General features: G+C 42.3%; 11 protein-coding genes and 2 tRNA genes. 5 read left to right on the top strand and 8 right to left on the bottom strand.

The window, feature by feature from the left end:
* Window positions 1-4: 4 nt before the first annotated feature.
* The 6 genes from BN6539_RS14525 to thrC form a co-directional block, all read right to left on the bottom strand.
* Window positions 5-442, bottom strand: a complete 438-nt coding sequence (locus tag BN6539_RS14525; RefSeq protein WP_067540048.1) for a DUF3021 family protein — start codon at window positions 440-442, stop codon at window positions 5-7.
* Window positions 443-453: 11 nt separating this feature from the next.
* Entirely contained in the window at window positions 454-891 is a 438-nt protein-coding gene (locus tag BN6539_RS14520) for a LytTR family DNA-binding domain-containing protein (RefSeq protein ID WP_067540047.1), read from the bottom strand.
* 43 nt (window positions 892-934) lie between these two features.
* Window positions 935-3,886 (bottom strand): EAL domain-containing protein, encoded by a 2,952-nt coding sequence (locus BN6539_RS14515; RefSeq protein ID WP_207645102.1) that lies wholly within the window; start codon window positions 3,884-3,886, stop codon window positions 935-937.
* Window positions 3,887-3,926: 40 nt separating this feature from the next.
* On the bottom strand, window positions 3,927-5,369 hold the full coding sequence (locus tag BN6539_RS14510) for an extracellular solute-binding protein (RefSeq protein ID WP_082907543.1): 1,443 nt from the start codon (window positions 5,367-5,369) through the stop codon (window positions 3,927-3,929).
* A gap of 348 nt (window positions 5,370-5,717) precedes the next feature.
* Window positions 5,718-5,805 (bottom strand) — tRNA-Ser (locus BN6539_RS14505).
* 549 nt (window positions 5,806-6,354) lie between these two features.
* Window positions 6,355-7,833: a threonine synthase gene (thrC, locus tag BN6539_RS14500; protein WP_067540041.1), complete on the bottom strand. Its 1,479-nt coding sequence runs from the start codon at window positions 7,831-7,833 to the stop codon at window positions 6,355-6,357.
* Between the two features lie 111 nt (window positions 7,834-7,944).
* Here thrC and BN6539_RS14495 point away from each other — a divergent pair.
* A tRNA-Glu gene (locus BN6539_RS14495) sits at window positions 7,945-8,019 on the top strand.
* An 826-nt stretch (window positions 8,020-8,845) separates the two neighbouring features.
* On the opposite strand, the gene BN6539_RS14490 is transcribed toward BN6539_RS14495, so the two are convergent.
* The gene (locus BN6539_RS14490) at window positions 8,846-9,181 is read right to left on the bottom strand and encodes an AbiH family protein (protein ID WP_067540039.1); all 336 of its coding nucleotides are present in this window, start codon (window positions 9,179-9,181) and stop codon (window positions 8,846-8,848) included.
* 359 nt (window positions 9,182-9,540) lie between these two features.
* Between BN6539_RS14490 and BN6539_RS14485 the strand changes: the two genes are divergently transcribed.
* From BN6539_RS14485 to BN6539_RS23480, 4 genes are all read left to right on the top strand, one after another.
* Window positions 9,541-10,659, top strand: a complete 1,119-nt coding sequence (locus BN6539_RS14485; protein ID WP_067540036.1) for a DUF4236 domain-containing protein — start codon at window positions 9,541-9,543, stop codon at window positions 10,657-10,659.
* A 58-nt stretch (window positions 10,660-10,717) separates the two neighbouring features.
* Window positions 10,718-11,578 carry a KilA-N domain-containing protein gene (locus BN6539_RS14480; RefSeq protein WP_067540033.1) on the top strand — a complete coding sequence of 287 codons (861 nt, stop codon included), beginning with the start codon at window positions 10,718-10,720 and terminating at the stop codon, window positions 11,576-11,578.
* Window positions 11,579-11,717: 139 nt separating this feature from the next.
* Window positions 11,718-11,975 (top strand): hypothetical protein, encoded by a 258-nt coding sequence (locus BN6539_RS14475; protein WP_067540030.1) that lies wholly within the window; start codon window positions 11,718-11,720, stop codon window positions 11,973-11,975.
* A 7-nt stretch (window positions 11,976-11,982) separates the two neighbouring features.
* A complete protein-coding gene (locus tag BN6539_RS23480) occupies window positions 11,983-12,288 on the top strand; it encodes a tyrosine-type recombinase/integrase (RefSeq protein WP_067540027.1) in 306 nt (101 codons plus the stop codon).
* Between the two features lie 644 nt (window positions 12,289-12,932).
* Here BN6539_RS23480 and BN6539_RS14465 read toward each other — a convergent pair.
* Window positions 12,933-14,309 (bottom strand): MATE family efflux transporter, encoded by a 1,377-nt coding sequence (locus BN6539_RS14465; protein ID WP_067540024.1) that lies wholly within the window; start codon window positions 14,307-14,309, stop codon window positions 12,933-12,935.
* Window positions 14,310-14,454 lie beyond the last annotated feature (145 nt).

Genomic DNA, 14,454 nt, shown 5'->3' with positions numbered 1-14,454 from the left:
GAGGTCAATAGTCCTCTCCTTTTTTATTGATTTCTTGTATTCTCTGATTGATGACCTCCGCCTCTTTGCTGCCGCTTTTGAAGCTCAATAGCTTTACCATGAAATACACCAAGAGGACGATGAAGAAAAAGGCCACCGCTTCCAGTGTACTCTCATACAGCTGGAGCAGACCGGCAAAAGTCATCAGCACGATCTCCAGCAGGATGAAATGGATCACCGTACGGAATAAAAATTGTTTTTCCGTCAGAACCTTCTTTGAATAAAAGACCAGCAGGGTAGCGTCCCCTGCCAGGGAAAAAAGCGCCATCCAGGGAAAATAACTTAAACTGAAGGTCAAATCGGGATAAAACAGACTGCAGAACACATAGGTGCCAAATATGGAACCCGTGTAGATATAAAAAAATCCGAGAAGCATTTCTCTTTTTAGTTCTTTGAAATCCATACTGCACCTCCTCACAGACCAATTTGTTTTTTCAGTTCCGGTACGTACTGTCTGGACACCAGTACACACTCGCCGTTTTTTAAATACACTTCAAACCGACCGCTCATCGAGGGTTTGACGTGACTAATCTTTGTGGTGTTGATAATTGTTGATTTGGATGCCCGGAAAAATTTGCTGGCCCTAGTCAGATCTTCAAACTCGTACAGTTTCAATTTTGACTCATAGACCTTGTCTTCACAGTATAGAAACGCTTTGCTGTCCACTGTTTCAAAGTAATAAACGTCGTGGAGAGACAGTCGATAGACCTTATCGTCCCTATAGGCGGTCAGCCTGTGCTGCTCCATCTTCAGTCTGCGTACCAATTCCATAATATCGTCGTTCATCTCGTGACATTTAATGATAATTTCTTCCTCTTCACAGCTGTCTACTTCCTGAACAGAGATTTTCACAGGCTTCACCTCCTCTCAGCTATTTTACCACGATTTTTCCTATTTAGTCCAAAGGGGAAGGACGGCGGCAGTTCATAATCTCCGACTTTATCTCTTTGTACACGTCCTTTGGTTCCGGAGCAGGCTTGCCAGTCAAATAGCCCTGTATATAATCCACATCCATGCCCACTACGGTCTTGAGCTCAGCAATTGTCTCAATTCCCTCTGCAATGACGTATTTACCGCGTTCGTGACAGTAAGTAATCGTATCTTTGACAATGGTCCTCTTGTCCATGTCTTTGTCGATATCTCTGATGATATCGATGTCGATTTTCACATAGTCCGGGTTGAGGAACAATAGATTGCGCCCGCTGTTATAACCGCTTCCGTAATCGTCCAGGGCCAGACGGCTGTTCCAGATTTTCAGGACTTCTTTCTTATATGCAGTGTATTCTTCGTTGAGTTCTTCGTTTTCGGTCAGCTCTAAAACCAGATTAGGCAAAAACGCTCCGTACTGTTCTTCAATGCTGCGTACCTCTCCCTCACTCAAACGTTGGTTTGCAATGGAATTGACGAACAGCTTCAGGTCTTTTGAAACCTTACCGCTGGCAATCAAATCGTTAAATTGCTTTAAACTGTTCCTCATCGTGATTTTCTCAATCAAGTATAGTTTTGATTCCATCTTCGCTATTTCAATAATCTCAGAAGGATTTTTCAGAGTGGAATCCACAGTCCGCATCAGCGCTTCATACGCAAAGACCTCTCCATCTACCGCGCTGACAATAGGCTGGAAATAATAGGTGAAGGCATTTGCTTCTAATATGCGGCTCAATTCTGCCTTTCGCTTCATCATGTAGACATCGTTTCGATAGTCCTGCAAGGAGAAATCTCCTATTTCCCCTTTTAGGGTGTGTTTTACGCTGTACATGGCGAAGTCAGAGTACTTCTGCAAGGTATTAAAGTCGCGGCTGTCGTCTGGGTACCAGGCGATACCGCCGGACACCAGAATATGTATCTCCTGTTGGTTCGGCATGGTGATGGAACTCTTGCTCAGTTCCCGCCAAAAGCGGTCAATCTTTTCACGCAGTTCCGTCCTGCTGTCATAGCCATACAGGAATAGGTTAAATTCGTCGCCGGATATTCGCGAGATAATCGTACCTTCCGGTGACAGCCTGCGGAACATATCCGCCGCTTTCTGAATGTAAAGATCTCCGTATTCATGACCAAATTTATCGTTAATCATCTTTAGGTTATCTAAATCCAACATCAGCAGAGCGCCAATATTGATGCTGGACGCTTCAATGGTAAATAGCCGCTTCATCTGTCTCTGGTATGCTCTGCGGTTAACCAGGCCGGTCAGCACGTCGTGATCTCTCTCGTATTCGATCAGCTGGCGTTCCTTTATCAATTCGCTGACTTCTTCTACCAGTCCATAGTATTTATGATTCACCTCATCGTCGATATAACGCAGGCGCAAGTAAATGCTCTTGCCATTTTTGTTCAAATTAAAAATATATTCATTAGCGCTTTTAGAGTTGCTCGGTCTGCAGCGGTCTTTAAACTGCCGCATCAGCCGTTCAAATTCTTCTATGGACAGCTGACTCACATCGACCTTCAGCCCGAAAGCGGAGAAAAAGTCATCTGTTACATACAATTGCTTCTTCTCATAATCCAGCTCAAAGCCTTCCAACTGGGTATTGGCCAGACGAATGATCTTTGTAAATCGAGCTACGGCATCAATTGCGTTATTTCCAGTCTTTTCAATCGCATCAATCAATTGGTCAATTTCGATGATTTTTGTTCTTTCAATGGAAATCTTGTCCTTGAAGGTCATCTTTCTGACGCTGTCAGCTAGGGATATGACTGGCCTTGAAATCCAGATACTGAGAAGGATGCTCAGTATCAAGCCGATCAAGACGGACCCGATGATGGCGTATAACAAGGTCACTTTAATCTGAGAAGTAAAGGCCAAAAGGTCTTTCTCTTTCATCATTCCGCTCAGCTGCCACTGCTGTTTTTCATAGGGCGTATTGTTGTTATACAGGTTGAGGTTTTCCGAACTCAAGGCCACCCGGTCATGGTTCTGCATCAAATATTTATGATCGCCGTTCTGTTGGATTTTTAATTGATCTCCAGTTTTAAAATCCACAGCAAAATAGGAGTTGTTGGTCAGGATATCAGTATATTTTCCGTTTTCCTCTAATATCAAGCTGTAGGCGCCCTTTGCATCGCTGTCCAGTTCCAAATAGTTTAGCAGCGTTTTCAAATACTCGTGGGAAACGTCGATGCCCAGTACGCCGATAACGGTTCCCTTATATTCGATTGGAAGCACGTAGGATACCACATAATCATTTTCCACCTGCAGCATCGGCATCCAATAGCCCAAATCTGTGATGTCCGTGGTATCTTCTTGAAAACGGTGATAGTTGTCATAGACTGCCTTAAATTCTTCCAGGTTATGGCCTTTTAAAATGATGTTCGGCTCCCATGCAGAGTCCGTTGCAATCCCCATTTTTTCAACCAAACTTTTAGAACCGCGTCTAATCATTAAATCCGAATTGGTAATGGAGTTGTCGTTCTCTACGTTGCTGTCGCTGATATAAAGGCCCGGCAGGGATACTTTGTCACTGTCGCCGGGGATATCGCTGCATAAAAAGACATAGGCACCTGTCACTCTGTGATTGCGCAGGGTGGAAATGACATTGTCTGTGATATGTTCTAGTATGATTCGACTATCGTCGGGATTATCGGCAAGATGTTTCGGGTCAATCTGATTCTTAGCAGTCAAATTATTTATGACCGATTGGATATCTTCCACTTCCGTTTCTAAGTTGCTCCATTGGTTGACCATCATATTTTCCAGTTCGTGGGAACGGTTTATCACTTTGGAGTCAAAGATATCCCTCGTATTTTTCTCCATCTGTGAGAGGATATTGTTGTAAAATATCACTCCAAAAAACAGAATGGACACAATTAGCACGAGAATGAACATGGGTATGAAAATTCTCTTTAACATCGTCCCTTTCTGCCATTTCACCCGTATCTTAGATTCCATGTTATTTCCTCTGTTCTGCGGCTTCGTTTAATGCTTTCAGGGTATCCTTGTACCACTTTTCAAAATTTTTGTCGGTAGCAAATTTGCTGACAGCCTCTTTTCTGGACATTCCAGATTTCATCAGCTTCTCAATCTTTTCCCTATCAGCGGATGCCTGATCTGACATGCTGTACTCCAGTATATTTCGGATGCTGGTCCCATTCTCTACAGCTTTTGGCGTATATAATTCGTTATTGTTGATCGTGTCCGCTGCCGCTATGATGACCTGTTTCATCTGCTCATCTTTTACACTGGTTTTTTCTAATATTTTCTCTTGGTCTGTTGCATCTTTCTTTACCGGCATATAACCGGAATCTACTGAAAAGGCGATATTTTGATCTTCGTCGGTGAACCATTTGAGGAAGACTGCGGACGCCTCATTTTCTGCCTCTGTACCCTTCGTGACCACAAGACCGGCTCCTTGCTGCACTGCAATATTCTCACCGCCCTTAAATTTTGGCGCTTCTTGGGCTATTGACTGAATCTTGTACGAAGTCTCATCATCAGAGATAATCTCTTTTGGGAAATAGGTAGATCCCGACGTTGAGCATACGCAGGCAATGATGTTGCCCATCTTCACATCGTCACTGCGGAAACGTCCTTTTGACATAAAATATCCGTTGACATAAGGCACATAATAATTGTCCCACAGCTTTCTGATTGTCTCTTTGTCAAAATCAATTTTCGGGTTGCCTTCGTCGTCACTGCTTACAATTTCGTGCCCGAGCTGTTTTGCACCGATAATAAAATAGTTTGCCATGGCGTCACGTCCAAAAAAGGCCTGTCCGTCGTCAGGTTCCGGCGTCAATGAATCGGTATATGCATAATAAGCGGCAGCGGTCTCAGTGATGCCTTCAATGGTATCCAGATCACTGCGTTTTGCGCCTGTCGCTTTTGCAAACTTGTCCCAGTCGGTCTCGTTCATCATAAAGATTTCTGTCGATTTGGCAATTGGAAAGATTTTTAAGTCGTCGCCTCTAAAGTACCCTTCTTCCAGATACCCCGGCACATACTCTTTCAATTCCTCTTCTGTAAAGAGCTCGTTGAGGGAGACGACTTTTCCCAGCTTGTCAATTTCGTAGGCAGTATCTGAATAGGCGGCAAAGATATTGGGCATGTCCTCAGAACCCACCTTCTCATTTGCAGCGTCCAGTACACTGTCGCCAAGCTCTGATACACTCCCGTAGTTGGAGGATGCCACGATAACGCCTTTTTCCTTCCCTTCTGTCTGATTGAACTCCTCTACCAGTTTGTTAAAGGCTTTTTCCTGTTTTCCATTATAGTAATGCCATATATTTATTGTAAGCGGAGAATCGGGGTCCAAGTTGCTTTTTGGTGCACATCCACACAATAAAACCAACATTGCTACACAAATAACTCCCACTAGATACTTTCTCAATTTCATAATCTTAATATCCTTTCTATGAAAATTCACTCATGTCTTTAAGTATACCACAGTATGCATAAGATGCCCATTTAAAGTTCCAAAATTTAGAATGTTTTTGAATGAGGTGAGTGGGATCTAACAAAGACGCCTCAGTTTTGATGAATAAGAGGTCTCAATAACAAATGTTAAATACGTTTTGGCGCGTACAAATAATGCGTAATTCTGAAAACGGAGTTGGAAAAACCTATTGAAATGGACGGCGATATTTTATAGAAGTTTTATTGCTATGAAATCATACTAGAATAACATGATACACTGGTCAAAAAAAACAAAAACCCTGTGATTATTGCAATCACAGGGTTCTTTTGGCGGAGGACACGGGACTCGAACCCGCGGGGCTGTTACACCTTACCTGATTTCCAATCAGGCTCCTTAGCCACTCGGTCAATCCTCCAGGCACCATTATAATTTAACATAAATCGAGAAGTTTTGCAAGTAATTTTTGTAAAATCTGCTTAAAATCAGCATCAAATACGATAACGCCTTAAGTTCCTGTCTTGTTACGGTAACGTTAGGATTTTTGGGTGTATCCAGGCATTCCCAAATAACCGGACTGCTGTCAGAAGGAATAAACGGGTGCGGGATATGTCATGGCAGAACTATTAAAAATCTGCCTTTATTTTTAAATTTAGGCTTCCTGCTTGCGTACAGGAGTTGAATCCGCCTGATCTCAGTAGACTTTGTTCTTTTATTCGACCGATTTTGGTCTGAATCATGTAATTTTCTGCGCTATTTGAAAGATTCTATAACAAAAACTTCATTTCTCCAAAGGGTTTAATGCAAATAAACTTAAAAAAATCAAAAATGACTGCACGCCATTTTATTTCACACCTTGCCTGTCTTGCCTAGATGTCTCAAAACCGGACAGCTCTAAAGACAAAAACAGAGCCCGCTCAATAGTGAATTTTCAACTATTTTGCTGACTCTGTTTTTTATCGCAATATTATTCTACACAATTCTCCACCGTAGCCTGCATCTGATCCACGTCGATAACCCCGGTATGTCTTACTTCTCTCAGTTCCAAATCTTTGAGACCCTTTGGAACACGCACGCCCGTCTTTGCTGCAAGAGCCTCAACATATCTGAAGCCGTTTTCTTCTTCACCCAACCCAATGGATTTTGCCACACTTTCGGCAAATTTGTATGCGCTGGCAGTAGATGCGATGATGGTCGGCGTTTCATCACCAGTGGCTTCTTTGTAATCCTCGTAGACTTTGTAGGCCACCGCTGTATGGGTATCCATCAGATAGTCGTGGTCTGCGTACATCTCTCCGATGGTCCGATTTGTTGTATCCACATCCGCATAACCGCCGTAGAAGTCCGCCATGCCGTCTTTGATCTTCTGGCTGACTTCGTAACTCTTCTGCGAGTCCAGATTCTCCATCAGTCCCTTGATCTCTTCTCCATTACCGCCGCTCAGATGGTAGAGCAGTCTCTCCAGGTTGCTGGAGATCAAAATGTCCATGGACGGTGAATTCGTCAGATAAAACTCTCTTTTGATGTCATAAACGCCCGTATTGATGAAGTCTGTCAGAACTTTGTTCTCATTGGATGCACAGATAAACTTGTTGACAGGAATGCCCATCTGTTTTGCATAATAGCCGGCCAGGATGTTTCCAAAGTTTCCCGTCGGCACGACGATGTTCATCTTCTCGCCGTTTTTAATTACACCCTGCTCCACTAGCTTTATGTAACTGTAGACGTAGTACGCCACCTGTGGAACCAGCCTGCCCACGTTGATGGAGTTGGCAGACGACAATTTGCAGCCGCTTTTCGCCAGCTTCTCAGCAAAAGCGTCGTCGTTGAAGATTTTCTTTACGCCAGTCTGGGCATCGTCAAAGTTTCCGTTGATGGCGAAGACGTGAGTGTTCTCGCCTTCCTGGGTAATCATCTGTTGTTCCTGCACCTGGCTGACACCTTGATTTGGGAAGAATACAATGATTTCTGTGCCCGGTACATCGGCAAAACCTTCCAGAGCGGCTTTTCCTGTATCGCCGGATGTCGCGGTCAAAATACAGATCTTCTTATCTTCTTTCTCTTTCTTTGTTGCAGTCGTCAAAAGGTATGGCAGAATGGACAGCGCCATATCTTTGAACGCGGCAGTCTTTCCATGATATAACTCCAAAAAGTATGCGTCTCCTGCCTTTACAATCGGTGCGATTTCTTTGGCTTCAAACTTCTCGTCGTAGGCCCCGTCAATGCAGTACTTCATCTCTTCTTCTGTATAGTCATCAAAGAAAGCTCCAATTACCTTGAAAGCAATTTCCTGATATGACTTGCCAATCATATCCTCAATTTTGAAAGGCAGTGCTGGGATTTCTGTTGGAACGTAGAGCCCCTTGTCTTCAGAGATTCCCTGAATAATAGCCTGTGCACCTGTCAACTCTCTGTCGCTTCCACGAGTACTTTTGAACTTCATCATATAGCTTTCTCCTTTTATTTTAAACTTTTTAAAAATTTTACTGGACAACAGTTAACATTAAGTATATAATAAATATCGTGAGATTTCAATAAGAGATATAAAATTTAATATGTCGCCTTGGTCAAGTGGTCAAGACGTAGCCCTCTCACGGCTGAATCAGGGGTTCGACTCCCCTAGGCGATACCAAAGAAAATAGACTGACTTTATGTCAGTCTATTTTGTTTATGCATAAAAGCCGCAGGGGAGTCGAACCCGCAAGGGCGCGAGCGGTGGCGCACCAGTTCTGTGAACTGGTGCGTAGCGAGCGGTCCAAGCAGCCTGTACTGGGCTGCGCAGGACGGCAGTCTGCAAGCAGTCTGCAGGCAGACTGCGTAACTCCCCTAGGCGATACCAATACAGAGAAACAGCATCCATCGGGTGCTGTTTTTTCTGTACTTTATATTAGAGTCTAGGGGAGTCGAACCCGAAAGGGCGTGAGCGGTAGCGCACCAGTTCTGCGAACTGGTGCGTAGCGAGTGGTCCAAGCAGCCTGTATGGGGCTGCGCAGGGCGGCAGTCTGCAGACAGACTGCGTAACTCCCCTAGGCGATACCAAAGAAAATAGACTGACTTTATGTCAGTCTATTTTGTTTATGCATAAAAGCCGCAGGGGAGTCGAACCCGAAAGGGCGCGAGCGGTAACGCACCAGTTCTGCGAACTGGTGCGTAGCGAGCGGTCCAAGCAGCCTGTACGGGGCTGCGCAGGACGGCAGTCTGCAGGCAGACTGCGTAACTCCCCTAGGCGATACCAATACAGAAAAAGAACCGTTGATAAACAGCGGTTCTTTTGTTTTTCGTTGGAATTGCAACATCTATAGAACTTCGATATTTTTGATATATATTCACATTTTTCGTATTAATATTCATATTTTAATACTCTTCCAAAACTTTAGTGATAAAAAAGTGATAATTTTCGCCTTATCTAACCTGTCTATTTCAATACTTTTCAGGTACGAAATAGACAGGACTGCCCATTATTCTCCATATGAGTCAATATTGACAAACCGTATAGTTTGATTCAATCCACCACTCCGTTTTATTAATTCATCTTGTCCAATAACTTTTACTAGATTTGCAATCTGTTGTCTTCGTGCATCAGCGTTATGATAATAAAACACGCAATGTATCGTATCGGTCATGATCAACTCTTTCAGTATATCTTTATCACTAACATCCAAGGAATGTCCAAAAAAATAGATTTCAGTGTTTCCGGTTGCCTTTCCGCATTTGGTTATATTATCTAGCCATTTTTTATAATTACACCCAGTCTCTTTATATATTCTCTGAAAATATTTTTTAAAGTCAATCATTTGAATATTTTCATTTTTTCATCTTCTGGCAAATAGATAGGCTACAATAAACTGGACAGATATTTTAAGGGCATATATAATAAAGTCATACGAAGGAAAGGAAATATCATCCTGTCCGAGAAAAAACAGCGTCGCCCAAGACGTACCTACACCCCTGAATTCAAACAATGAACTGCCTCTAAAAGTTAGGCATAAAATAAAAGAAAGAAGGTTCAAAATGAAAGAGAAAAGGATTAATCTAATAGTAACCCTAATCGTGGCGATGGTAATAAGAAGCTAAAACATCTTAAGTGCTACTTTAATAATCTAACCCATCAATGTAAGAATTATTGTGATAATATTTAAGAAAGAAGGAAGCTATGGCAACACGTTTTAGAAAGAGTATAAAAATTGCCCCAGGAGTGAAACTCAACATCAACAAAAAAAGCATAGGTATTACTGCCGGCGTTAAAGGCGCTCATGTATCAGTGAATTCCAAGGGGAGAAAGACTACTACAGTGGGAATTCCCGGCACAGGGCTGTCTTACACAGAGACCTCTAAAATAGGTGCTTCTACCGACAAAACTTCTAATCGTAATTCAAGAGTTGGTTCAAATGTAGAAGGAGCGCCACCTAATCCTCCAAAAAATAGAATTCCTAAAAAGCCTAATAAAGGCAAGCGCACCGTTAAAACAATCCTTTTTAGCGTTCTTATCGGTGTTCTAGGGTTTACTACATTCGGCGGATTAATCGTAATTTTTACAGAAGGTCCGGATTTATTAGGCATTGCCATGTTAACCATGATTGCAGGTTTTATGGGTCTTTCAATTATCGGTTTGAAAAATTCAAGGAAGGATAACCCTGCAACCTCCGAGGGAATTCCGAACACTCCAAAGAAAAAGAGTTTAGGCTTTATAATTTCAATAGGGCTAATTATCATAGGTATCATTCTAGCCTTTGCTGCGCCTTCTGAACCGGACATAGAAAGTATATCCTTGCAGATACCAGAGCAGGAAATGGACATCAACGATGAACAGGATATTACGTTTTCTATCACTCCTGATGAAGCAAGCGCTGTTGATCTTTCTTTTGAAACATCAAATGATGCCGTCATTACCTTTTCTGGTGATTCTGATTCCGGCAAGATCAGTTCCCATAAAGAAGGCGAAGCTTATATTTATATAGTTGCTGATAACGGAGTAAAAAGCCAGAAAATCAAAATTACAGTTGTAGATAAAGAAAAAATCAAAAAGGCTAAAGAAGAAGCTGCTAAGAAAAAGGCTGAGGAAGAACGACTGAAAAAACTCGAGGAAAAACGTGAAAAAGAAGAAGCTCAACAAAACCAGAAGCAGGAGGTTCCTCAAACTTACGTTTACATACCTCAAACTGGCTCAAAATATCACAACAATCCAAACTGTAGCAACATGAATAACCCTAGCCAGGTAACGCTTGAAGAAGCTCTAAATATGGGCTTTCAACCCTGCAAGCGATGTTACTAATGAATATGCATCATCGACTAAGTAATCAAAATATATAATATAGTACAGGAGATTAATTATGACAAAAAAAGAATTTAAAGATAAAATCAAAGCTGCTGGTGTGGAAATTACTGTCGTTTCTGTTGGAAATGATGATGATTATATCTCGCTTACAGACATTGCCAAAAAGCGAAATCCTGAATTTCCAGCTGATATAATAAAAAACTGGTTACGTAGTCGAAGCACAATAGAATTTCTCGGATTATGGGAAAGAATGAATAATCCTAATTTTAAACTGGTCGATTTCGACCAGTTTAGAATTGAGTCAGGCTCAAACTCCTTTGTACTATCCCCCCAGAAATGGATAGCATCTACAAACGCAATTGGTATTCGTTCTAAATCAGGTCGGTATGGCGGCACTTTTGCGCATAAAGACATCGCCTTTGAATTTGCATCTTGGATATCTCCAGAGTTCAAGCTGTATATTATCAAAGATTATCAACGCTTAAAAGAAGATGAGAACAGCAGACTCTCCCTGGATTGGAATCTGCGAAGAACTCTATCAAAAACAAATTATAAGATACATACCGATGCAATTAAAGAGCATCTCATTCCTGAAGACCTTTCAAAAAAAGAACAAGGTTTCACATATGCAAACGAGGCAGATGTTTTGAATGTTGCTCTATTTGGGATGACAGCAAAAGAATGGCGTGATAAAAACCCAAATGCAAAACGAGGAGATAATATTCGTGACAGTGCAACTTTAGAACAACTAATTGTTCTTACCAATCTGGAAAGCTATAATGCTGAACTAATAAAAGATGGGGTTCCTCAGCACGATAGGCTTATTAGGCTAAATCAAGCAGCAATCAATCAGTTAAATTCATTAATTGACAATCCTTCAGTTGAAATGATAAAAGATGCCAAATTACTGAAATGAAAGGATTAAACATTTTATACCCTTCCGAAGGAGTGTGATTACATGGCCAGCAAGACGAACTGCACCATCCATGGAAAAGACTATTACCGCATCAAACGCAAGATAGGAAAAAAACTCAATTCTAAGGGCGTTTGGGTTGATGACTATAAAACCATTCTACGGCAAGAATAAAACCGAAGCAGAGGCTAAATTCGAAGCCTTTATGGACAATCAGAAAAAGGGTGTCACTAACAAGACTCTATTTTTCGGCGAAATGATGGACACTTTTATCAAAGAGGCATTTTTGAAAGACTCCAGGTACTCAGATTCCACTAAGACAAGATATGTAAACGCTTATAACAATAATCTCAAGCAGTCAGATATTGCTGGGCTGCCATTATTACAAGAAGTGGCATAAGGCTGAGATGATGGAAAATGGATATCGTACTGAATATATCTTCACCACAAAAACTGGGAATATTTATGATAAGCATTCCATACGAACTGCATGTAATCGGTTATATAGGAAGTTCGGGGTCACCTGTCGGTCATTTCATGTATACCGTCATACCTTTGGAATAAGCCTTGCTAAAAAAGGAGTTCCAATACAGACTGTTGCAGCGCTTATGGGTCACTCAGATATTAACGTAACTCGTAACTATTACATCAATGTTGATACTGATGACAAGCTGAATGCAATCAAGATAATAGCTCTGCTTACTGATAACTAAAGTGATAAAATAGTGATAAATCATCGTCCAGATATTACAAAATTGTGTATTTTTCAACGTTTATACAGCGTTCCCTAGAGACGGCAGTCTGCAGGCAGACTGCGTAACTCCCCTAGGCGATACTAATAAGAAAAGGCTATCGCACAGTTGACGGATTAAGTCGGCCGCAGCTACAGCCCCTCTTTTCTATACTCCAGAAACAAGTTGCTGAACAGTTCATCACGATCATTTTGTGCTTTTTGCCATGTTTCTACTTTTTCTGCACAAATTTGGTCGCAATAAAAGGCGCCTCCAATATAGACAAGCTGGCAAATACAGTTTAGAACAGTGATGAACACACTTTCAGTTACTTTTTCAGCAACTTTTTGTGATAATCAGGGGTATAATATCCTCTAAAAATAACCAGGTGCAAAAAAATCCCCCTCCTACTCCTAGATTTATCCCGTCAGGAGAGGAACCGCACAGCGGTTTTGTGCAGAACCGAGTAAAATCAGTCAAAAAGCACAAAAAGACCGTGGCGGCAGGTAAAGCATTTGTAATCCAGGCAGAGGTTCATAGTGGGAAGTCATAACCAGTGAGGCCATAAGACATTCCCGCCACTGTATGCAGAGAATTCCTTTTGACAGGTCTGCTAATTATCTTTCTCACGAAATTTGCTGATGTTTCCAGCTTCTGAACTCCCCTGCCGCAAGTGCCAGCGATAAGACAAAGACCAGGGTATCCGCAATAGGCGCTGCAAACAGCGCGCCGTCTAAGCCAAATTTGCCAGATAAGATGATGGCCAGCGGAATCAGAAAGATCGCCTGTCTTGAAAGCGGAATGAGCAACGCTTTGACCGGCTTGCCAATTCCCTGTAAAAAAGAGGCTGTGACCATATGTAATCCATAGAGAAAAAAGGCCATCATATAAATCCGGAAAATATGCTGGGCGCAGTCTGCATAGAGCGCATCTCCAGACACAAAGAGCATGCCGATCTGCTTACTGAACAACTGATAGATTGCGAACCACACCACAGAGACAATCAATGCAATCACAGCCGCCAGTTTGTAAGTCTGCTTCACCCTGTCATAAAGCTTTGCTCCGAAGTTGTAGCCGTTGATCGGCTGTGTCGCAGAGGAGACACCGACAAACATGGAATGGGCAATTTGATAGACCTTCATCATCATACCGTAAGCAGAAAGAGCTGTATCGCTGCCATAAACGCTTTGCGCACCGTAAATCGTCATCAGATTATTCATGGTAATCTGCACCACTGCAGTCATAATCTGCGTCAGCAGGCTTGGAAATCCCAGCGCGAAAATCTGCCTAGTAAGTTGCCAAGTGGGCTTTAAAGCAGATTTTAAGATGTGCACGGTCTTTAGTTTTTTCACATAAGCAAAGCAGAGCAAACCTGCCGCCGCCTGACCGATAACCGTTGCGATGCCTGCACCAAAAACGCCCATTTTCAGACCAAAAATGAAAATAGGATCTAATACCAAATTAATTGCAGCACCGACCATCATGCATTTCATGGTATACTGGGGATTTCCATCTGCTCTGATGATAGCAGTAAGCGCCGAGCTGAACATCAGAAACGGCAGTCCCCAGGCGATGGTGCGCGTATAAGTCAGAGAGGACTGAAAGGCTGTATCCGTAGAGCCGAATAGGGTGACAATCTGAGGCGCCAAAATACTGCAAAGCAGCAAAATTACGACACCGGAAGCAATGAGCAGTGTCACCGCGTGACTGACAGTTCGGTCGGCTATTTCCTGTTGCTTTCTTCCCAGGCAAAGGCTGATATTTGCTGCACAGCCGTCTCCAATCAACAGCGCGATAGCGATAGCGATGATGGTCAAAGGAAAGGCAACGTTTGTAGCCGCCATGCCGGTAACACCTACCCCCTGCCCTACAAAGATCTGGTCGACAATATTATAGAGATAATTGACCATCAGCGTTAAAGCCGTCGGTATAGAATATTTGGCGATTAATCTTGTAATGGGTTCTGTTTCCAATGGGTTTCGTTCTTCTTTTTGCTGGTTCATTAGAATTACTCCTTTACGTTGATATTTGAACTTGTTTCCCCCTTTTCTCTGCATGAAAAAAGCACCTAGAAAACAAATCCATCTAAAAGATTAGAAGGTTTATTTACCGGATGCATGCGAAATCGTCTAATGAGACTCTCGTAAA

Source organism: Emergencia timonensis, assembly GCF_900086585.1.
GTDB lineage: Bacteria > Bacillota > Clostridia > Peptostreptococcales > Anaerovoracaceae > Senimuribacter > Senimuribacter timonensis.
This window is presented reverse-complemented; position numbering and strand designations above follow the sequence as displayed.

What these genes read in the sequence shown, in the direction of transcription:
- BN6539_RS14490 (WP_067540039.1), bottom strand. Translation starts at nt 9,181, where the DNA reads ATGATTGACTTTAAAAAATATTTTCAGAGAATATATAAAGAGACTGGG.
- BN6539_RS14515 (WP_207645102.1), bottom strand. Translation starts at nt 3,886, where the DNA reads ATGTTAAAGAGAATTTTCATACCCATGTTCATTCTCGTGCTAATTGTG.
- BN6539_RS14485 (WP_067540036.1), top strand. Translation starts at nt 9,541, where the DNA reads ATGGCAACACGTTTTAGAAAGAGTATAAAAATTGCCCCAGGAGTGAAA.
- BN6539_RS14510 (WP_082907543.1), bottom strand. Translation starts at nt 5,369, where the DNA reads ATGAAATTGAGAAAGTATCTAGTGGGAGTTATTTGTGTAGCAATGTTG.
- BN6539_RS14525 (WP_067540048.1), bottom strand. Translation starts at nt 442, where the DNA reads ATGGATTTCAAAGAACTAAAAAGAGAAATGCTTCTCGGATTTTTTTAT.
- BN6539_RS23480 (WP_067540027.1), top strand. Translation starts at nt 11,983, where the DNA reads ATGATGGAAAATGGATATCGTACTGAATATATCTTCACCACAAAAACT.
- thrC (WP_067540041.1), bottom strand. Translation starts at nt 7,833, where the DNA reads ATGATGAAGTTCAAAAGTACTCGTGGAAGCGACAGAGAGTTGACAGGT.
- BN6539_RS14480 (WP_067540033.1), top strand. Translation starts at nt 10,718, where the DNA reads ATGACAAAAAAAGAATTTAAAGATAAAATCAAAGCTGCTGGTGTGGAA.
- BN6539_RS14465 (WP_067540024.1), bottom strand. Translation starts at nt 14,309, where the DNA reads ATGAACCAGCAAAAAGAAGAACGAAACCCATTGGAAACAGAACCCATT.
- BN6539_RS14475 (WP_067540030.1), top strand. Translation starts at nt 11,718, where the DNA reads ATGACTATAAAACCATTCTACGGCAAGAATAAAACCGAAGCAGAGGCT.